The following is a 17,900-nucleotide window of genomic DNA, read 5'->3' as shown; positions in this document are numbered from 1 at the left end:
GCGATGGATATGCGCCGCCCTTTGTGCGTCAAGTGGTGACGATGATTGGATCGGGGCGCTAGCGCCCCCTGGATTGATAGCGGGGCGGTGACGCCCCCGGCGTGAGCGCGTTTCAGGAGCATTGAATGGCCACCAAGGCAAAGACGCTGCAGACCAAGGACAAGGAAAAAGACGACAAGGCAGCTGACACGCCGGAGAAGGACTCCGCAGACGCGCCGTCACCTTTGCTCGACCTGTCCGACGCTGCCGTCAAGAAGATGATCAAGCAGGCCAAGAAGCGCGGCTTCGTGACCTTCGATCAGCTCAACGACGTCTTGCCGTCTGATACCACCTCTCCTGAACAGATCGAAGACATCATGTCGATGCTCTCCGACATGGGCATCAACGTTTCCGAAAACGAAGACAGCGACGGCGAGGAAGAGAGCAAGGACGAGGACGACGATACCGATAACGAACTCGTCGAAGTCACGCAGAAGGCCGTCACCGAAGTCAAGAAGTCGGAGCCCGGCGAGCGCACCGACGATCCCGTCCGCATGTATCTGCGCGAGATGGGCACCGTCGAACTGCTGTCGCGTGAAGGCGAAATCGCGATCGCGAAGCGCATCGAGGCCGGCCGCGAGGCGATGATCGCAGGCCTCTGCGAAAGCCCGCTGACCTTCCAGGCCATCATCATCTGGCGCGATGAACTCAACGAAGGAAAGATCTTCCTTCGCGACATCATCGATCTCGAAGCGACTTACGCTGGCCCCGACGCCAAGAACAACATGAACCCGGCGCTGATCGCACCGCCCACCGGCGATGGCGAAGCTGTGGCCGAAGGCGCCGAAGCCGTGGCCGCGCCGCCGGCTGCACCGCCGTCCGCTACCCCGTTCCGTCCGGCGCCGCCGCGTTCGGCGCCTGCTGCAGCTCCCGCCGGCGAAAGCACGTCGGAAAGCGCTGCCGACGGCGATATGGACGACGACGAGTTCGAGAACCAGATGTCGCTCGCCGCCATCGAGGCCGAGCTGAAGCCGAAGGTGGTCGAGACCTTCGACAAGATCGCCGACAGCTACAAGAAGCTGCGCAAGCTGCAGGAACAGGACATCGCGAACCAGCTCGAGAGCGCCTCGCAGGGCCCCTCGCTGTCGCCGTCGCAGGAGCGCAAGTACAAGAAGCTCAAGGACGAGATCATCGTCGAGGTGAAGTCGCTGCGCCTCAACCAGGCGCGTATCGATTCACTCGTCGAGCAGCTCTACGACATCAACAAGCGCCTCGTGTCGTTCGAAGGCCGCCTGCTGCGTCTCGGCGACAGCCACGGCGTCGCGCGCGAGGACTTCCTGCGCAACTATCAGGGCTCGGAGCTCGATCCGCGCTGGCTCAACCGCGTCTCGAAACTCTCGGCCAAGGGCTGGAAGAACTTCGTCGCCATTGAGAAAGACCGCATCAAGGAACTGCGCGGCGAAATTCAGCAGCTCGCGGCCCTCACGGGTCTTGAGATCGGCGAATTCCGCAAGATTGTGCACGGCGTGCAGAAGGGCGAGCGCGAAGCCCGCCAGGCCAAGAAGGAGATGGTGGAAGCCAATCTCCGTCTCGTGATCTCGATCGCCAAGAAGTATACGAACCGCGGCCTGCAGTTCCTGGATCTGATCCAGGAAGGCAATATCGGTTTGATGAAGGCCGTCGATAAGTTCGAATATCGCCGCGGCTACAAGTTCTCGACCTATGCGACCTGGTGGATCCGGCAGGCGATCACGCGTTCGATCGCCGACCAGGCCCGCACCATCCGCATTCCCGTGCACATGATCGAGACGATCAACAAGATCGTGCGCACCAGCCGCCAGATGCTGAACGAGATCGGCCGCGAACCTACTCCCGAGGAACTGGCTGAGAAGCTCGGCATGCCGCTGGAGAAAGTTCGCAAAGTTCTCAAGATCGCCAAGGAGCCGCTGTCGCTCGAAACCCCCGTGGGTGACGAGGAAGATTCGCATCTCGGCGATTTCATCGAGGACAAGAACGCGATCCTGCCCATCGACGCGGCGATCCAGTCCAACCTGCGCGAGACCACCACGCGCGTGCTGGCCTCGCTCACCCCGCGCGAAGAGCGCGTGCTGCGCATGCGCTTCGGCATCGGCATGAACACCGACCACACGCTGGAAGAAGTCGGCCAGCAGTTCTCGGTGACCCGCGAACGTATCCGCCAGATCGAAGCCAAGGCGCTGCGCAAGCTCAAGCACCCGTCGCGGTCGCGCAAGCTGCGCTCGTTCCTGGATAACTAAGCGGACCATCGTTTCGGGGCGTGCGTGTGAGACAGATGTCCGGCTCACGCCCCGAAGCGTCCCGCGCCCTGGACGAATGGCCCGCGCTGCGCTTGTTCATTGCGGCCGAGCGCCGGATCGGCGAGCGGCTGGCATCGCGCCGCATCACCTCATTCTTCTATGAGTTTCTTCGCTTCGGCATGAAGCAGGCTTGGGCCTGCCTGTTCGGCGGCCTCGTCGTCTTCTTGCTCATCGCGACGTTCTATCTCTATCCCAAGGGCGCCTGGCTGCCGCGCTACGATTTCCTGTTTCTCAGCATGCTGGCCGTGCAGGTTGTACTGCTCGCCACGCGGCTCGAGTCGGTGGACGAGGCGAAGGTGATCGTCATCTATCACGTGGTCGGCACGGCGATGGAGATCTTCAAGACGTCGGTGGGATCGTGGATCTATCCCGAGCCCAGTTTCTTCCGGATCGCTGGCGTGCCGCTGTTCACCGGCTTCATGTATTCCTGCATCGGCAGCTATCTGTGCCGCGTCTGGCGCTTGTTCGATTTTCGTTTCTCGTATCATCCGCCGCGCTGGGCGATGATCGCGCTGAGCCTCGCGATCTACGCGAACTTCTTCGCGCATCATTATATGCCCGATCTCCGGCTCGTCCTGTTCGCGGCGACTGTCCTGCTGCTCGGCCGCACCACGCTGTATTTCAAGGTGTGGCGTGTGGATCGCACGATGCCGCTGCTGGTCGGTCTGCTGCTGGTGTCGCTCTTCATCTGGTTTGCGGAAAATATCGGGACCTTCACACGGACCTGGCTCTATCCCTCGCAGATGCAGTCGTGGTCGGTGGTGTCCTTTGCCAAGCTGGGCTCATGGTTTTTGCTGCTCATCATCAGCTACACGCTGGTAACGCTGATCTACCGGCCGGAAACCATCGTGCCGCGCGCCAAACCCGGCGGGCCGCGCCTGCGCGGGGAAGCGGAGCCGGTCTGACATGCGCCTCCGCCAACGCGCGCCTTACGTTCTGGCGGCCATCCTCATCATTGCCGTGGGCCTGCTGACGCGCTGGCCAGCGATTGGCATGCAGCCGACGCTTGCGAAATATCTCGGCTCCGCGCTCTGGGGCGCCATGGTCTATTGTGCGCTGCGGGCGTGCTGGCCGGATGCGCGTCCGCGCATCGTCGTGGTGATCGCCATCGTGCTCGCGGCCGGCGTCGAAGTCAGCCAGCTCTGGCACACGCCGTGGCTCGATGCCTTTCGCCGGACGACCATCGGCGTGCTGCTGATAGGGCGATACTTCGCTTTTGCCGATATCGCCGCATATAGCGCGGGCATTCTGCTCGCCCGTGGAGCTGAATGCGCCGTCCGGCGTGCATGACAGGCGCGTCGGGTCCTTTGCGATATTTCATTCTGCCCTATCCAATTCATCCCAATCGGATTTCAGAGGGGCATTGCCATGATGTCGCTCGCCCGGCGCCGCGGCTGGGCAACGTGTATGCTTCATGGCGGCCTGTCTGCGCCGCCTCAATGGGTGCTGGTATCTTTCCACTTTTCCAGGTCGGGCTTTTCGCGCTTGGGGTCGAACTGCTCCTTTTCAGGAACGCCCTTCCACGGCTGATCGGTCTGCTTGTTCGACGCGCCGGCGTCCTCGCGCGGCTCGTCCTTCGGTATCTCGTTGCTCATCATCGCTCTCCCGGTGAACTGCCGGGCAAACCCCCGCCTGCCGAACTGGTTCCGGCGCCGGGAACAAATCGGGCGGGACCCGCTTGAGTCCGCGTTCTGTAGCGTTTGTCGAGTTGGAGTATTGCCATGGCCCCGCGTGCCAATTGGAAGGGCTTTTTGCGCCTGTCCCTCGTGAGCTGTCCGGTCGCGCTGTTTCCCGCCACGTCGGATTCCGAGAAGATCAGCTTCAACCAGATCAACCGCAACACCGGCCATCGCATCAAGTATTTGAAGGTCGATGCGGATACCGGCGAGGAGGTTGCGGCCGACGACATCATGAAGGGCTTCAAGGTCGATACCGATACCTATGTCGAGGTGTCGAAAGACGAACTCGACAACATCGCGCTGGACTCCACCCGGACCATCGAAATCGATGAATTCGTGCCGAAGGCCGATATCGACCCGCGCTACGCCATTCGTCCCTATTACCTCGTGCCCGACGGCAAGATCGGCCACGACGCCTATGCGGTGATCCGCGAGACCATCCGCGACATGGGCAAGGTGGCCATCGGCCGGCTCGTGCTCACCAATCGCGAACACATCATCGCGCTGGAGCCGCTGAAGAACGGGCTGATGGGCACGCTGCTGCGCTATCCCTATGAGGTGCGCGACGAGGCGGAGTATTTCGACGACATCCAGGACGTCAAGGTCACCAAGGACATGCTCGATCTGGCGCGGCATATCGTGGAGCAGAAGGCCGCCGAATTCGAGCCCGGCAAATTCGAGGATCGCTACGAGTCCGCGCTGGTCGATCTCGTCAACCAGAAGCGCAGCGGCGTCGCCATCAAGCCGCATGGCAAGGCGCGGCCCGGCACCAATGTGGTCGATCTGATGACCGCCCTGCAGCAGAGCCTCAAGGGCGGCGGCGCCGCGCCGAAGCCGAAGGCGAAGAAGCCGCCGAAGCGCGCCACCGGCCAGAAGGAAATGCTGCTGCCGATCACCGGCAAGAAGGAGCCCGCGCCGGCGAAGACGGCGGCGCGGCCGGTGGCCAAAGGGGTGACCAAGGGCAGGAGGGCGGGATGACGCGCGCCTGGACCCCGTCGCTGGTGCCGGATGCCGGCGAGCAGACCGTCTATCTCGTGCTGGATTGTTTCGACCGCGCCGGCTGCGCCTGGCGCGAGGCCGATGTCGCGGCGACCGATCTCGAAACCGTCATCGCCGATCTGATGTCCGGCCAGTACAACGATCCGCAGCGCGTGATCGCCTTCAACACCGCCGAACGCTGGGCCGATGACGTGTCGGAAGACGTCGCCCGCGAGATCCGCCGCCGCGCCGACCGCAATTACGAGGACGTGACCTCGTCGCTCGACGACTTCGTCCAGCGCCACGCCGGCCGCGAGCGGCAGCTCACGCTCAGGCTGGCGTGACGAGGGGCCTAAGTACTTTTCCACGACGAGGGGGTGACCGAATAAAAAAGGCGGACCGCAAGGTCCGCCTTTTATCGTGCGCGCTCTTAACCTCTCCCCGCAATGCGGGGAGAGGTCGACCGGCGAAGCCGGTCGGGTGAGGGGCCGTCACCAGCGCAGCCGCAATCACCACCTTTCGGGTCGCACCGTCTCGAACCGGGAGAATGTCCGCATCCCGCCTGGCACACCTCGCTGCGCGCGGGAGCGCGGCACACGACGCGGCCCACGTTGATAACTCCGCCACACCCTTTGATTGTGCCGCGTCCCGCGTTAGCGTCACGCATTGCCGATCGATTTTCCTGAAGCACATTTTCACCCGAGGACATTGCCATGACGTCACTCGCGCCGATGCTGCTCAGCCAGCGCGTTGTCCAGGTCTGCCTGTTTCTGGTCGGCGCCATCGCCATCTTCGGCGGCTCCCTGCAGATGTATATGGGCCAGCCCGAGACCGCGCCGCGGCTCGACAATGTGCATCGCTTCATGGGCGGCATCTATCTGATGTCGGGCGTCATGGGCCTGTGGGCGGCATCGACCATTCGCGACCACAACACGCTGGTCTTCCTGATGGCGGCGACGGTGTTCGTCGGCGGCCTCGGCCGCGTGCTGTCGATATCAAAGGTCGGCCTGCCCGAACCGCATGCCCTGTGGATCACCTATCTCGTGCCGGAACTGGTGCTCCCGTGGATCATCATCGCGGCGCAGGTGATGACGAACAGGCAGATGGCAGGTGAGGCGGCGTAGAGGCTTCTTCGCAACCCAAGAATACGTGACGATAAAATACATCTTTACAGCGACTCAGGTAGAGTTGCCGAATGGCAGAGAATCTTCCGCCTATCCACGATCTGGTCAGGTTCTGGCACTTGTCAGGGGCCTCCACGATGGGTGCTTGCTTGGCGTTTCGACGAACGCCAGCGCCTGTGGTGACATTGGGGTGGCTGCGCAAAGTCGCACCAATTGTAATGACACGCGAATTGCCGGAAACCGCGCTGCGCAATGCTGTTCGGCAGAAGGTTTATCCCGAGGCGCAAGCATCTGTACTTAAGGCGGTCGAACTGTTCGTCAGATTTGCGGATAATCATCAATGGAGCGGCAACTCTCTCGCTCCGAGCGTCTATCGATTGCCAAATGGTCGAACGACTAAGATCGAAGCGATCGGTCGATACTTCTCGAAGAAGACGAACTCAAATTGGTTGGTTGCGCTACAGCCACGCCAAGAAGAATGTCCGAACGATGAGCAGCTCAGAATGTGGCGTAGTGCTCTAGTATACGAATTTCAGTCCGACGACGAAGGCACCATGATCGTTGATCTGTCGAAGGGGCTCGTCACGCATAGACGCGAGTTGCGTCAGGTCACTAGTCGAAAGTTCTCACTTCTGTCGAAAGACGAACTTGATGCGAGGCTTGATCAGGTTTCGTCATATTATGAGAAGGCGATTGAACTAATTCCAGAGCGTCCGCATCGGCCTCCTCGCAAAGATGATGACCCAGATTTCGGCTTTTGATGCGAGGCCAGCTGGCTTGCGATTTTTGCGGTGCGTTATCGTTTATTTGTCACATATTGGGCGATTTAACGGCAGACGGAACATTGCGAGATTCGATTATTATATAGATTTCAGATGCTTATTTGATAGTTGTGTAAAAGTCCTATTATCGCCCATTGAACAGCCAAAATCTGTGCCTAAATGGAACCCGCGTTCCTTCGCGGGGGCGTTATCCAAACCTTCTCGGAGGGACGGAGCGACGGTTGAAACTGTCAAGGCAAATGTTGACGAATAACTGAATGAGTAATTGATCCAATGTGGTCTCTCGTCGGTTGTAGTCCGCATGCGCTCCGAAGGCGTAAAGCCCCAGGATGACATAATAGACTAGAATATCGATCTGTTGCGGATCTAGAGTTGGTGACGACTCGTAACAAACGGTGTGGGGCGGGGAGATAATTCGGACCGCAACCGAATGCCTCGCCCCCTCTCGGATGGAGCGTCGCTTGACGAAATGGGAAATGCGTCCCGGGGATCTCAAACGCTATCCTCATTTCGACGCGCTGATTTCCATCCCCGAAGCTATGGCACTTGCGACCGACCCCGAGCGGGTCGCAAAGCACACCTTCTATCCCTTCATGTTGTTCAGCAACCGTTGGACAAAATTCGCTCCGAAAGGAGCAGCTGGGAAAATTAAAGAACGCCCTATTCGCTACGCAGCACGGTCTGACGCATATATACTATCTTATTACAGGCATCAGATTTCTCAGCTTTATGAAGTTGCGCTTGCTAAGGCTGAGATCAGCGAATGCGTCTTGGCATATCGCCGTTTGCGTACTGAAACGGGTGCCGGTAAGTGCAATATCCATTTTGCTAACGATGCGTTCAATACAATCAGTCTTGCTGGCGATTGTGCGGTCGTAGCTTTGGATATCAGTAGTTTTTTTGAGCATCTGGATCACGACCGTCTCCGTGCTCAATGGTCAAACATTATCAAACAGAAAAAGCTGCCGCCCGACCATGAGCGGGTGTTTCGCGCTGTGACAAGATATTCGGTGGTAGAGAAATTGAGCGTCTATGAGCGCTTGGACCTGTTCGGCGAGAAGCGAAAGGGGAGTAAAGGCGAGGCAATCAATGGATATCTTGTTCCATTCAAGTCAATGCCCAAGCAGTTGTGTACCGGAAAGCAATTTCGGGAAAAGATCGCAGGCGGCGACGGCCGAAAGAGTCTTATACAAGTAAACTTCAAGCCTTTCGGTATTCCGCAAGGCTCGCCAATCTCCGATCTGTTGGCAAATATGTATCTTTTTGAGTTTGATATCGTGATGAATGACATCACGCGAAAGCTCGGTGGAGCTTACATGCGATACTCCGACGATATTCTACTTATTATTCCAGGGCAGGCCGCCGCCGGAATTTCACTTATGAATGAAGCAAGAAAACAGATTGAAAAGTTTGGAAAGAAGCTGCGTATCAAAGAAGAAAAGTGTTCTGTCTTTGAGTTCAAAAAAACGGGTATGCGGCAAACGTGCGAGTTGGTGCATGGCTTGCAGGGAAGGAATGGAATTGAGTATTTGGGGTTTCGATTTGATGGGAAAAACATTTTTTTGAGGGATAGCACGCTGGCGAACCTTAATCGCAAGATTGCTCGCGTCGCGAAGGCTCATGTGTTTAGTCTTATCAAGCGGTACCCGGGAAAAGATCGCGCGTTTTTGAAGTCTAAAATTAAGGTTGAGGCCGTTGTTCAGCGTTTTGGAAGGGTCGTCGATTTTGGCGAACACAGCGATGACTATCGGACTTGGACGTTCTGGACCTACGCCAGACGTGCATCAGTGATATTTGGTTCAAGGGGTGCGCCAATCCTAAGGCAATTAAGGCATCTGCGCGAGGCAGTAGCATTCCGCTTGAATGCAGAGCTCGAAAAGTTCGCACGTTAATCGCTGTAGCGCGACGTCGGTGCCGTTGAACTCTTTCGATTTGTGCGGCCTAACGTAGACAGCCGGGACAAGCCCGGCCATTCCAAATTCAGATGCAGATTTCGCGAAGCTAACTACTTCTTCTTCGCGCCCACGCGCTCGACGCTCTTGATCTCCAGCGCCGGACGGCCGGACTTTTCGGCGATCTCGCGGTCCTGCTCGGCGATGGCGGCCTTGGCCGGCTCATCGCCGTCGAGTCCCCCCAGCAATTCGGAGGGGACGCGGCGGTTGGAGCGCTGCGAGCCGTCTTCATAGAAGACGTTGAAGAAGGCGAATTCGCCTTTGGGATTGGTACCGGGTTTCTTGGCCATGGCGGTTAAGTGGGGGATAGCGCAGGCGAAGTCAAAGCCTTAGCGCGCAAAGCGTGCATGCATCTGTGGGCAAAAGCGGGCAGTGGTTACCGGCGGGACGCGCCGCCCGGCCGGCGACCAAAAGTTCATGGTTTGTTCTTGACGTTTCGGGAATAAGGATTATTATCCCCTCCGTCCTGCCCCACCGAGAGGGGCGATCGCGATCGTCACGTTCGCGGGGTGGGATGCGGTGGACGCCGGAGATGCGGCGTCACGCGGTTCATGGGGTGACGTCTGTCTTCGGGCAGGACGGATCTGCGCCAGCACTGCCACTGGCAAGGAGACGGCCGACCTTCGGATGGACAAACCCCTGAACAGTGTGACGGACGACCAAGTCAAAACGCGTCCGGCTTACTCGCTTGAGGCTCCCTGTCCCTCCGCCGTGGGACCATCATTTTGGTGATCGGACCGTTCGCCAAGGCAAAGTGCAAGCAGGCTGAAAAAACACCGTATGCGGAACGCTGGGCAATCGCTCGGCGCCTCCGAAAGTCCTGATGCACTCACAATTGCGGAAGACCGCATTCGCATCAGGCCCAAGGGTGCATCGGGCACCCGGCGTTCCGCACGCCCTCTCACAAGGGGGTGGGAATGCAAGAGATGACGGCGCCCCCGCGCCGCAAACAATGGGGGTGATGACGCATGTCTGAAGGGCAATGGCTGTTTGACATTCACATCAGCGATGGCGCGCAGGCGGGCGCGATATCCCTCCCTCAAGCAGCGAAGCTGCGCAGTGGGGAGGGTCGGCCGAACGAGGACGAAGCGAAGCTTCGTTCGAAGTGGAGGCCGGGGTGGGGTGCCTCCGCACACTCCGAGCTTATTGCATCACCCCACCCGTCTGGCCTTCGGCCAGCCACCCTCCCCACTGCGCGGCTTCGCCGCTTGAGGGAGGGAGAAGAGAGGCGCCGTTGTTCGGACACACCGGTCATGCCACACTCCGGTATCGCCAACCCAGCAGGTTTTTCATGATCAATCGTATCTCCGCCATTGCCATTGCCGCTGTGTCCTTTGCCTCGGTTGTGCTGACGGCCACACCCTCGCAGGCCGCCAAATGCGGCGGCGATTTCCAGGGTTTTATCGCGGCCATGTCGCAGGAGGCCGCCGCCGCCGGCGTGTCGCAGGGCGTGATTGCGCAGGCCTTTGCCGGCGTGACGCAGGACCCCGCGGTGCTGTCGTTCGATCGCCGCCAGCGCGGCACCTTCAACAAGAGCTTCGAGCAATATGTCTCGACCCGCGTCGGCCAGGGCCGCATCTCCATGGGCCTGCAGATGATGCAGCGCCACGCCTCGCTGCTGTCGCGCATCGAGCAACGCTTCGGCGTGCCGCCTGAAATCGTGGTGGCGATCTGGGGCCTCGAGTCGGATTTCGGCAAGGGCGACATCGGCAAGATGCCGGTGATCCGCACGCTCTCCACCATGGCGCATGACTGCCGCCGCACCGAGCTGTTTCAGGGCGAGCTGATCGCGGCGCTGAAGATCCTGCAGCGCGGCGACCTGCCGCAGCGCGACCTGATCGGCGCCTATGCCGGCGAGCTCGGCCAGACGCAATTCCTGCCGTCTAGCTACATCAAATACGGCGTCGATTTCGACGGCAACGGCCATGTGGATCTCAGGCATTCGGTGCCGGACGTGCTGGCCTCGACCGCGAACCTGCTGAAGACCGCGGGCTTCCGGGGCGGCCAGCCCTACGGCGAGGGCACGGCGAATTTCGAGGCGATGCGCGAGTGGAACAGGGCCACGATCTATCGCAAGACCATCGGCTATTTCGCCGATCGCCTCGCGGCCGGCCGATAGGCGAGGGGACGATAGGGCGAGGGCGCGCGCGGTTTTAAACTTTTGTTAGGCCGCGCGGCCGCCGGGCGAACGTGGCGAACCCCGATGGTGAAAGTCGGATTAACCCATTCCCTTTCACTCTTTCAAAACCACACTGGGGATTATCCGCCGCGAGTGAGATTCCGTTAAGCGTCGCCGACGCATTTTACCACCTGCTGGGAACGAGTGGTGAGAGCGATGACGGGGATCGACAGCAGCGCGCAGAAGCGCGACGCACAACGTGGCGGGTGCCGCCGATGTTGAACGTCGGCACCCTGTTCACGGTGTTCACCGTCAATTTTCTGGCCCTCGGCGTGGTCTGGGCCTATGTGGCGACCAGCTATCCCAACCTGCACGCCGCGCGTTACTGGACAGCCGCCGCGTTCGCCGCGGCGCTCGGCAACAGCATCTCGGTGCTGCGCGGCGTCAGCGTCGATCCGCTGATCGCCATCGTGCTGGGCAACGGCCTGCTGCTGCTGGCCACCAGCCTCGCCGCCATCGGCATGAACCAGTTCTACGGCCGCCCGACGGGCTGGCGCGCGCAAGCCGTCATCATCGGCGCCAGCCTGGCCGGCCTGCTGCTGTTCGCGTTGTGGCACGACAACATGGCGATGCGCGTGCTGATCTATTCCGCCGGCCAGTCGGTCACCGTTGCCATGACGGTGCCGCTGTTGTTGTCGCGCAAGGATGGCGGCGGCAATGCCGGCGCCCGTCTCGCCGGCTGGCTCGCGATCACGCTCGTTGCCGTGCATGCGGTGCGTTCGGCGGCCGCTTTGGCGAATATCGGCGGCAACATGACCTTTGCCGATTTCAACAATTTCCAGGCCGCCATGGTGCTGGTGCTGGTGTTCCTGGCGATGTCGTGGAATTTCGGATTCCTCCTGATGGCCATCGACCGCCTGCGCGGCGAAGTCGCCGAACTCGCACTGGTCGACGATCTCACCGGCGTCGCCAATCGCCGTCACCTGGTGCAGCGTCTCACCGAGGAATGCGCGCTGGCGCGCCGCACGCAAAAGCCGTTCGCGCTGCTGGCGATCGATCTGGATGGCTTCAAGGAAATCAATGACGGCCACGGCCACGCAGCCGGCGACGACTGCCTGCGTCACTTCACGCTGATGACCCAGAGCAAGCTGCGCCCCGGCGATCTGCTCGCGCGTTCCGGCGGCGACGAGTTCAGCATCATCCTGCCGGCGACGACGCTGCACGAAGCGGCAAACATCGCGCGCCGCATTCTGGAAGTGTGCCGTATCGACGCCGCGGGCTGTGCGCCCGGCGAGATTCCGATTGCGGCGTCCATCGGCGTTGCGCAATGGCATCCGCAGGTCGGGCAATATCCGGAGCGGCTGATCGCGGCTGCGGACCAGGCGCTCTATGCCGCCAAGAACGACGGCAAGAACCGCTTCGCCATCTGCGATCTGGAAGCGCCGTCGATGGTGCCGGATCTCAACATGGACGAAGCCATCGACCGCGCCCGCAAGCTGGCCTGATCGCCTCAGTTCATCGTCTTGTCGTGGGTGATGTCGATGATCGCGCCGGGCAGGCGGACGGGGCGGCCATGTCCGTCCAGCGTGCAACTGCCACGCGCGAGAATCCATCTGACCCGGTCGTTCCTGACCAGGCGATATTCGCACTCAAACACGCCGCCCGATCGCATCGCAGCCGCGACGGCCGCACGCACCCGGGCGACGTCATCGGGATGGATCGCCGCGAGACAGGCCGTGTTCGGCAGACCGCGCGCGGCCTTGTCGGGATCGACATTGAAGAAGCGTGCAGCCTCGGCATCAAGATAGTTGCGGTCGTTGCTGATGTCCCAGTCCCAGAAACCGACAATCAATTCGCGGGCGGCGAGCCTTCGCGGCATCGGCATCTCGAACGCGTCGTCTTCGGCCGTGGTCTTGTAGGCCTCTGCTGCCGCGAGCCGCAGGATGTAGGAGAGAAATTCGTGCTTACGCTCCCGGGCGAAGCTTGCGATATCGAGGCACACGTCACCCAAGGGTCGTCGCATGATCCATCCCCCTGTCCGTTTCTCGGCGGGGGAGAATACAGCGGGTTCCCTGCAATTCAACCGGTGGTTGGCGGATTTCTACGCGGCAAATAGGTGGACAGCCGACGCGGCGTGACGCGATGCCGCTTGCAGAGTTGGCGTGTGTCCCCCATGTGATGGCGATGATGAGCACAGGTCAATCAACCACTTACGACGCCCGCCGCCCGCGCAAGGCGGCGTCCGCGCATGGTCCGATCATCGATCAGGATGGTTTTGAGGTTCGGCCCGAGCAACTTCGGCCGGATGTGCAGGGCTTTCGGTTCGACTTCGGAACGGGCGCCAATCCGTTTGCCAATCTCACGCGCGAGCAACGGCTGGCGCGGCTGGATGCGCTGGCGAAATTGCTCGACGTCGCCTTCATCGTGCCGGGCACCAAGATCCGCTACGGCATCGATGGTCTGATCGGCTTGATTCCGATCGTGGGCGACATCATCACCACGGCGATCTCGCTATGGGTGGTGCGCGAGGCGCGGGCGCTCGGTGCGCCGTGGCATCTGACGGCGCGCATGCTGGGCAATGTTGCGGTGGACGGTGCTGTCGGCATCGTGCCGTTTATCGGCGATGCGTTCGACGTGATGTTCCGGGCCAATGTCCGCAACGTCAGAATGCTGCGCAAGTGGCTCGAAAAACAGCCCAGACTCTAGTTCAGAGTCCGGGCTGCGATCGTCTCAATTCGTAAAGCTCAAGCTGCGTCGGCGTCGTCGGTCGCAGGCTCTTCGGCGCGCACGCGGCGCTCGAGCGGGAAGTCCTGGCTCTCATAGAGCGAGCGAATGCCGCTCTGGTCGAAACGCGCTTCCTCGACCTGCAGATAGGCGCCGTTCAGCGAGTCAGCCGGCAGCTCCTCGATCGCGAACTGGACAGCGGCGGCGGCCGTATCGAAACGACGATAGGCGAAACCGGCACGTTTTTTCTTGCGGATCGCGGCGGGGAAGAGTTCGGCTGCGGTGTTGTAGCTGAAAGCTGCCATGGTCGGGGACCTCATCTGAATACGCAACGAAACGACGCTTCATTCGCAATGCAGCCGATCCGGCGGCGCGCGGAACATCATTTCAGGACAGACCCCAATATAAGCACGTTTTGGCCGATTGCGACACCTGCGATACAGCATGATGAATCGCAGTGCGCGGACGGTATTGCCGTAATAGCTTTGTGATTTAAAGAGCTTAGCGCGCGCCCAAGGCATGGGCAGCGGCGCGCGCAGCGCAATATTTGCCTATTGTCCGGTCACATCCGGCAGCGGCACGATTTTCAGGGGGGTCGTATAGGGCTCGACCCGCAGTGCCTCAGTCGACATAAGTCCCACCTGCCGCAAAGGCGCCTGCTCCAGCGCCCCCGCCTCAGCCTTGCGCACCGCGTATTGCCAAGCCGTCAGCGTACCCTTCTGGACCAGATGCTTGGCGACGCCGCCGGCGTTCTTGGCTTCGAAAGTGGAGAGCTGATCATCGTTAATGCCGATAATGATCTCGTCCTTGGCCGTGATCACCTTGAACAGCGACACCTTGTCGGTCGCCAGTGCGGGGTGGGACACCAAACTTTCGAGAATGAGACCCGCAAGTGCAATGCCAAGCAACAAACGGTTTGAACGGGTAGACATCTTGGTACTTTCTTATTCTTCTTCGCAAACGTGCATGCCGCTGAGGCATGTTCAAGTAACAGGCAGAAGGCAAAAGCTTTGACAGAAATGCCCCGCGAGACTTCGATGAGTCGCGCGAGGCATGGAAACAGTTCGATACGGGATACGTATTTATTTAGGCTGAAGTTTCAAGGCCGCAGAGTTGATGCAGTATCGCAATCCCGTGGGTCCGGGGCCGTCGTCGAACACATGTCCGAGATGACCATTGCACTTGGAGCACAGCACTTCCGTGCGGATCATGCCGTGGGTCACATCGCGTTCTTCGTCGATATGACTTTCTCGTGAAGGCTGCGTGAAGCTCGGCCAGCCGCAGCCGGAATCGAACTTGGCATCGGACTCGAACAGCGTCTGGCCGCAGCCTGCGCAGACGAAGGTGCCCGGCGTATGGTCGTGTTCGTACTCGCCGGTGAACGGACGCTCCGTCGCCTTTTCGCGCAGTACCGCATACTGCATCGGGGTCAGTTCGCGGCGCCATTCGGCTTCGCTCTTTTCGACCTTGCCGGATGTCGTCTTCGTATCGGTCATTCTTTCTCCTTCCCGATCGGCCGTGGCTGCGAGCGCTCAGGTCAATTTGTGACCTTCGACGCGCTCACCAGCGTCGGCTTTTCGATATAGTTCTGGGCAAAGATCTTCTTCAGGTTCTCGACCTTCGGAATATCGTTATAGGCAATATAGGGCTGGTTCGGGTGCAGCGTCAGGTAGTCCTGATGATAAGCCTCCGCCGGATAGAAGGCTTCGAGCATTCCGAGCTTGGTGACGATCGGCTTCTTGTAGACCTTCGCAGCGTTGAGCTGGGCGATATAGGCTTCCGCCACTTTCTTCTGCTCCGGCGTCGTCGCGAAAATTTCCGACCGATATTGCGTGCCCGAATCCGGGCCCTGGCGATTCAGCTGGGTCGGGTCGTGTGCCACCGAGAAATAGATCTGCAGGATCTTGCCGTAGCTGATTTTCGCCGGGTCGTATTTGATCTCGACCGCTTCGGCGTGTCCGGTCGAGCCGGTGCTCACGGCTGTGTAATTGGCGGAGCTCTTAGAGCCGCCAGCATAGCCGGATACAGCGTTAACGACGCCCGCAGTGTGCTGGAATACGCCCTGGACGCCCCAGAAGCACCCACCCGCAATCACCGCAGTCTGAATGCCGGTCGCGGCCGGCGTGTCCGCTGCGGGTGCGGGAATGATGACAGCCTCTTCGGCAGCAAAAGTGGGAGCGACGAGGGCGGTCGAAATCGCCAATGCGCCGGCAACGGCGCAGAGCGAGAGGCGGCTGAACAGGGAGCGGCGCATAGCAGGTCCTCTTGGATGATCGATGGCCGGATATCGGCAGTCTAGACCGGAGCCTGCGGTTCGCAATCGACATTTCCGGCCGGCATATCGGAGATACGGAGAAGGATCTCGCTTGTTACGCGATACCGGACACGAGTTCGTGAGGATTTGACCAAGGCACGAGAAAGCCGCGGGACATGTGTCCCGCGGCTTTCTAATTGACTATGGCGCTAAGCGCTTATGGGCAGGGATAACGGTTGCCATCGTTGTTTAGATAAGTGCCTGACGCCGGATCGTAGGAACGATAGCGCTGCGCGCAATAGGCTGCGTTCTGCTGGGATGCCGCGTTGGCCTGGCTGGCCGCAATCGCGCCGCCGATGATGGCACCCGCTGCGAGGCCGCCGATCACGGCGCCGGCGTCGGGTCCCCGGCGATAGTAGCCAGGACCGTAGCCATAGCGCGGGCCATATCCGTAACGGCGATAATACTGCACGTTCTCGGTGGCCGACGGTACGGCGCTGGCGAGGCCGGGTTGGCTGATCAGCGGCGCGGATGTTGCCGGTGCAGAAATCGCCAGCGCGCTTGCGCCGATCATCGTGGCCATCGTCAGGATTTTCGCGGGATGCATATCGAACTCCTTGTTGTGCGTAAGTGGCCGAAACGTGTGGGCGGCCTTATGGTTCCATAATGCACAATGATCGGGGATGCGGCAGATCAACCCATGCGATTAACTGTAAAATGCAGGCGTCACACCACGATGCTCAAGCGCTTCGCGGCGCGGGTGATGCCCGTGTAGAGCCAGCGGGCGCGACTCTCCTGAAATGCAAAGCTCTCGTCGAACAGGACGACATCATCCCATTGCGAGCCCTGGCTCTTGTGTACGGTCAGCACGTAGCCGTAGTCGAATTCATCGTAAGGCTTACGTTGCTCCCATGGCAGCGTCTCAACACCGCCGGAGAAACAGTCTGCGCGCACCGAGACCTTGGTGACCTTGCCGCCAAAATCCTCATCCGGGGAAATTCGCATGGTGATGATCTGCGATTTCGAGGCGGCGCGCGCCTTCACCCGCCACAGACCGCCGTTGAACAGCACCTTTTTGCGGTTGTTGCGCAGGCAGACCAGCTTGTCATTGGCCACCGGCAACAGGTCCTCAATGCCAAGTTTCTGCCGCACACGCATATTGTAGGCGCGCCGCGTATTGTTGCGGCCGACCAGTACCTGATCGGCGGCCATCACGCGGTCCGGATCGAGTGCCTTGCGCGACACGATTTCGCTCAGGCCGTATTGCCCGGGCTGCAGCGAGCGTCCCTCGCGCACGTCCATCGACATGCGCACGATCGGATCGTGTTCGGCCTGACGATGCACTTCGGTCAGCATCACGTCGGGCTCGGTCTCGGTGAAGAAGCCACCGCCCTGGATCGGCGGCAACTGCGCGGGGTCGCCCAGCACCAGCAAAGGGCAGTCGAAGGACAGGAGATCGCGGCCGAGTTCGGCGTCCACCATGGAGCATTCGTCAATAACGATCAGCTTGGCCTTCGACGCCGGCGCGTCGTCCCACAGTTCGAAATTCGGCTGCTCCTCGCCGCTCTCGCGGGCGCGATAGATCAGCGAGTGAATCGTGGATGCGCCGTCGCAGCCCTTGTTGCGCATCACCAGCGCGGCCTTGCCGGTAAAGGCCGCGAATTTCACCTCGCCATCGACATTGTCGGCGACGTGCCGCGCCAATGTCGTCTTGCCGGTACCGGCAAAGCCGAACAGCCGGAACACCTGCGGTGTGCCGTTGCGGCCTGGCTTTGCCTTCAGCCAGTCGTCGACGGCTTTCAGCGCGGCATCCTGATGCGGGGTAAAGGTCGGCATTGCGTCTCTGGAAAGCGGTGCACGGCCATTTTGCCGCGACTCAGCGGGGAAAGCTAACCATTCAGGCGTCTGACGCAAGCCGGAGACCCCAAGTCGCGTGCGCCAACGTGGCCGGTTGCTCATTGTCGTTCCATGAC

The 17,900-nt window shown here is 60.5% G+C and carries 20 protein-coding genes; 11 read left to right on the top strand and 9 right to left on the bottom strand.

Annotated features, from left to right (window positions below):
* Window positions 1–125: 125 nt before the first annotated feature.
* From rpoD to AB8A38_RS14365, 3 genes are read left to right on the top strand one after another with little or no spacing between them, the layout of a single operon-like run.
* The gene (gene rpoD / locus AB8A38_RS14375) at window positions 126–2,255 is read left to right on the top strand and encodes an RNA polymerase sigma factor RpoD (protein ID WP_175368825.1); all 2,130 of its coding nucleotides are present in this window, start codon (window positions 126–128) and stop codon (window positions 2,253–2,255) included.
* A gap of 35 nt (window positions 2,256–2,290) precedes the next feature.
* On the top strand, window positions 2,291–3,220 hold the full coding sequence (locus AB8A38_RS14370) for a DUF817 domain-containing protein (RefSeq protein ID WP_439086394.1): 930 nt from the start codon (window positions 2,291–2,293) through the stop codon (window positions 3,218–3,220).
* 1 nt (window position 3,221) lies between these two features.
* Complete coding sequence (locus AB8A38_RS14365; protein ID WP_439086393.1) at window positions 3,222–3,605, top strand: DUF2809 domain-containing protein; 384 nt, start codon at window positions 3,222–3,224, stop codon at window positions 3,603–3,605.
* Between the two features lie 146 nt (window positions 3,606–3,751).
* On the opposite strand, the gene AB8A38_RS14360 is transcribed toward AB8A38_RS14365, so the two are convergent.
* A complete protein-coding gene (locus tag AB8A38_RS14360) occupies window positions 3,752–3,910 on the bottom strand; it encodes a hypothetical protein (protein WP_439086392.1) in 159 nt (52 codons plus the stop codon).
* A 126-nt stretch (window positions 3,911–4,036) separates the two neighbouring features.
* Between AB8A38_RS14360 and AB8A38_RS14355 the strand changes: the two genes are divergently transcribed.
* The 5 genes from AB8A38_RS14355 to AB8A38_RS14335 all read left to right on the top strand — a co-directional run bounded on the left by AB8A38_RS14355 (window position 4,037) and on the right by AB8A38_RS14335 (window position 8,770).
* Window positions 4,037–4,972 (top strand): Ku protein, encoded by a 936-nt coding sequence (locus AB8A38_RS14355; RefSeq protein ID WP_439086391.1) that lies wholly within the window; start codon window positions 4,037–4,039, stop codon window positions 4,970–4,972.
* Window positions 4,969–5,316 carry a hypothetical protein gene (locus AB8A38_RS14350; protein ID WP_120288496.1) on the top strand — a complete coding sequence of 116 codons (348 nt, stop codon included), beginning with the start codon at window positions 4,969–4,971 and terminating at the stop codon, window positions 5,314–5,316. The genes AB8A38_RS14355 and AB8A38_RS14350 overlap by 4 nt, the downstream gene beginning before the upstream one ends.
* Window positions 5,317–5,685: 369 nt before the next feature.
* A complete protein-coding gene (locus AB8A38_RS14345; RefSeq protein ID WP_439086390.1) occupies window positions 5,686–6,096 on the top strand; it encodes a DUF4345 domain-containing protein in 411 nt (136 codons plus the stop codon).
* 71 nt (window positions 6,097–6,167) lie between these two features.
* A complete protein-coding gene (locus tag AB8A38_RS14340) occupies window positions 6,168–6,857 on the top strand; it encodes a hypothetical protein (protein ID WP_439086389.1) in 690 nt (229 codons plus the stop codon).
* A 482-nt stretch (window positions 6,858–7,339) separates the two neighbouring features.
* Window positions 7,340–8,770 carry a reverse transcriptase domain-containing protein gene (locus AB8A38_RS14335; RefSeq protein WP_439086388.1) on the top strand — a complete coding sequence of 477 codons (1,431 nt, stop codon included), beginning with the start codon at window positions 7,340–7,342 and terminating at the stop codon, window positions 8,768–8,770.
* Between the two features lie 113 nt (window positions 8,771–8,883).
* On the opposite strand, the gene AB8A38_RS14330 is transcribed toward AB8A38_RS14335, so the two are convergent.
* Window positions 8,884–9,120 (bottom strand): hypothetical protein, encoded by a 237-nt coding sequence (locus AB8A38_RS14330; protein ID WP_068733419.1) that lies wholly within the window; start codon window positions 9,118–9,120, stop codon window positions 8,884–8,886.
* A gap of 1,001 nt (window positions 9,121–10,121) precedes the next feature.
* Here AB8A38_RS14330 and AB8A38_RS14325 point away from each other — a divergent pair.
* Both AB8A38_RS14325 and AB8A38_RS14320 read left to right on the top strand, forming a co-directional pair.
* Window positions 10,122–10,949 carry a lytic murein transglycosylase gene (locus AB8A38_RS14325; protein WP_439086387.1) on the top strand — a complete coding sequence of 276 codons (828 nt, stop codon included), beginning with the start codon at window positions 10,122–10,124 and terminating at the stop codon, window positions 10,947–10,949.
* A 275-nt stretch (window positions 10,950–11,224) separates the two neighbouring features.
* Window positions 11,225–12,454, top strand: coding sequence for a GGDEF domain-containing protein (locus AB8A38_RS14320; protein WP_439086386.1), 1,230 nt, complete (start codon window positions 11,225–11,227; stop codon window positions 12,452–12,454).
* A gap of 5 nt (window positions 12,455–12,459) precedes the next feature.
* Here the strand turns inward: AB8A38_RS14320 and AB8A38_RS14315 are convergent, their stop codons facing one another.
* Complete coding sequence (locus AB8A38_RS14315; RefSeq protein ID WP_439086385.1) at window positions 12,460–12,972, bottom strand: PAS domain-containing protein; 513 nt, start codon at window positions 12,970–12,972, stop codon at window positions 12,460–12,462.
* Window positions 12,973–13,133: 161 nt separating this feature from the next.
* Between AB8A38_RS14315 and AB8A38_RS14310 the strand changes: the two genes are divergently transcribed.
* Complete coding sequence (locus AB8A38_RS14310; RefSeq protein ID WP_439086384.1) at window positions 13,134–13,655, top strand: DUF4112 domain-containing protein; 522 nt, start codon at window positions 13,134–13,136, stop codon at window positions 13,653–13,655.
* A gap of 38 nt (window positions 13,656–13,693) precedes the next feature.
* Here AB8A38_RS14310 and AB8A38_RS14305 read toward each other — a convergent pair whose 3' ends face one another.
* The 6 genes from AB8A38_RS14305 to AB8A38_RS14280 all read right to left on the bottom strand — a co-directional run bounded on the left by AB8A38_RS14305 (window position 13,694) and on the right by AB8A38_RS14280 (window position 17,763).
* Window positions 13,694–13,978 (bottom strand): hypothetical protein, encoded by a 285-nt coding sequence (locus tag AB8A38_RS14305; RefSeq protein WP_068733430.1) that lies wholly within the window; start codon window positions 13,976–13,978, stop codon window positions 13,694–13,696.
* Window positions 13,979–14,224: 246 nt separating this feature from the next.
* Complete coding sequence (locus tag AB8A38_RS14300) at window positions 14,225–14,605, bottom strand: hypothetical protein (RefSeq protein WP_139285870.1); 381 nt, start codon at window positions 14,603–14,605, stop codon at window positions 14,225–14,227.
* A 150-nt stretch (window positions 14,606–14,755) separates the two neighbouring features.
* Window positions 14,756–15,169: a peptide-methionine (R)-S-oxide reductase MsrB gene (gene msrB, locus AB8A38_RS14295; protein WP_093759446.1), complete on the bottom strand. Its 414-nt coding sequence runs from the start codon at window positions 15,167–15,169 to the stop codon at window positions 14,756–14,758.
* 41 nt (window positions 15,170–15,210) lie between these two features.
* Window positions 15,211–15,927, bottom strand: a complete 717-nt coding sequence (gene msrA / locus AB8A38_RS14290) for a peptide-methionine (S)-S-oxide reductase MsrA (protein ID WP_439086383.1) — start codon at window positions 15,925–15,927, stop codon at window positions 15,211–15,213.
* Between the two features lie 217 nt (window positions 15,928–16,144).
* Entirely contained in the window at window positions 16,145–16,534 is a 390-nt protein-coding gene (locus AB8A38_RS14285) for a BA14K family protein (protein ID WP_439086382.1), read from the bottom strand.
* A gap of 119 nt (window positions 16,535–16,653) precedes the next feature.
* Window positions 16,654–17,763: an ATP-dependent DNA helicase gene (locus tag AB8A38_RS14280; RefSeq protein WP_093759443.1), complete on the bottom strand. Its 1,110-nt coding sequence runs from the start codon at window positions 17,761–17,763 to the stop codon at window positions 16,654–16,656.
* Window positions 17,764–17,900: the final 137 nt, after the last annotated feature.

The organism is Tardiphaga sp. 839_C3_N1_4 (assembly GCF_051811045.1).
GTDB lineage: Bacteria > Pseudomonadota > Alphaproteobacteria > Rhizobiales > Xanthobacteraceae > Tardiphaga.
This window is presented reverse-complemented; position numbering and strand designations above follow the sequence as displayed.

What these genes read in the sequence shown, in the direction of transcription:
- rpoD (WP_175368825.1), top strand. Translation starts at nt 126, where the DNA reads ATGGCCACCAAGGCAAAGACGCTGCAGACCAAGGACAAGGAAAAAGAC.
- AB8A38_RS14370 (WP_439086394.1), top strand. Translation starts at nt 2,291, where the DNA reads ATGTCCGGCTCACGCCCCGAAGCGTCCCGCGCCCTGGACGAATGGCCC.
- AB8A38_RS14365 (WP_439086393.1), top strand. Translation starts at nt 3,222, where the DNA reads ATGCGCCTCCGCCAACGCGCGCCTTACGTTCTGGCGGCCATCCTCATC.
- AB8A38_RS14360 (WP_439086392.1), bottom strand. Translation starts at nt 3,910, where the DNA reads ATGAGCAACGAGATACCGAAGGACGAGCCGCGCGAGGACGCCGGCGCG.
- AB8A38_RS14355 (WP_439086391.1), top strand. Translation starts at nt 4,037, where the DNA reads ATGGCCCCGCGTGCCAATTGGAAGGGCTTTTTGCGCCTGTCCCTCGTG.
- AB8A38_RS14350 (WP_120288496.1), top strand. Translation starts at nt 4,969, where the DNA reads ATGACGCGCGCCTGGACCCCGTCGCTGGTGCCGGATGCCGGCGAGCAG.
- AB8A38_RS14345 (WP_439086390.1), top strand. Translation starts at nt 5,686, where the DNA reads ATGACGTCACTCGCGCCGATGCTGCTCAGCCAGCGCGTTGTCCAGGTC.
- AB8A38_RS14340 (WP_439086389.1), top strand. Translation starts at nt 6,168, where the DNA reads ATGGCAGAGAATCTTCCGCCTATCCACGATCTGGTCAGGTTCTGGCAC.
- AB8A38_RS14330 (WP_068733419.1), bottom strand. Translation starts at nt 9,120, where the DNA reads ATGGCCAAGAAACCCGGTACCAATCCCAAAGGCGAATTCGCCTTCTTC.
- AB8A38_RS14325 (WP_439086387.1), top strand. Translation starts at nt 10,122, where the DNA reads ATGATCAATCGTATCTCCGCCATTGCCATTGCCGCTGTGTCCTTTGCC.
- AB8A38_RS14320 (WP_439086386.1), top strand. Translation starts at nt 11,225, where the DNA reads ATGTTGAACGTCGGCACCCTGTTCACGGTGTTCACCGTCAATTTTCTG.
- AB8A38_RS14315 (WP_439086385.1), bottom strand. Translation starts at nt 12,972, where the DNA reads ATGCGACGACCCTTGGGTGACGTGTGCCTCGATATCGCAAGCTTCGCC.
- AB8A38_RS14310 (WP_439086384.1), top strand. Translation starts at nt 13,134, where the DNA reads ATGATGAGCACAGGTCAATCAACCACTTACGACGCCCGCCGCCCGCGC.
- AB8A38_RS14305 (WP_068733430.1), bottom strand. Translation starts at nt 13,978, where the DNA reads ATGGCAGCTTTCAGCTACAACACCGCAGCCGAACTCTTCCCCGCCGCG.
- AB8A38_RS14300 (WP_139285870.1), bottom strand. Translation starts at nt 14,605, where the DNA reads ATGTCTACCCGTTCAAACCGTTTGTTGCTTGGCATTGCACTTGCGGGT.
- msrB (WP_093759446.1), bottom strand. Translation starts at nt 15,169, where the DNA reads ATGACCGATACGAAGACGACATCCGGCAAGGTCGAAAAGAGCGAAGCC.
- msrA (WP_439086383.1), bottom strand. Translation starts at nt 15,927, where the DNA reads ATGCGCCGCTCCCTGTTCAGCCGCCTCTCGCTCTGCGCCGTTGCCGGC.
- AB8A38_RS14285 (WP_439086382.1), bottom strand. Translation starts at nt 16,534, where the DNA reads ATGCATCCCGCGAAAATCCTGACGATGGCCACGATGATCGGCGCAAGC.
- AB8A38_RS14280 (WP_093759443.1), bottom strand. Translation starts at nt 17,763, where the DNA reads ATGCCGACCTTTACCCCGCATCAGGATGCCGCGCTGAAAGCCGTCGAC.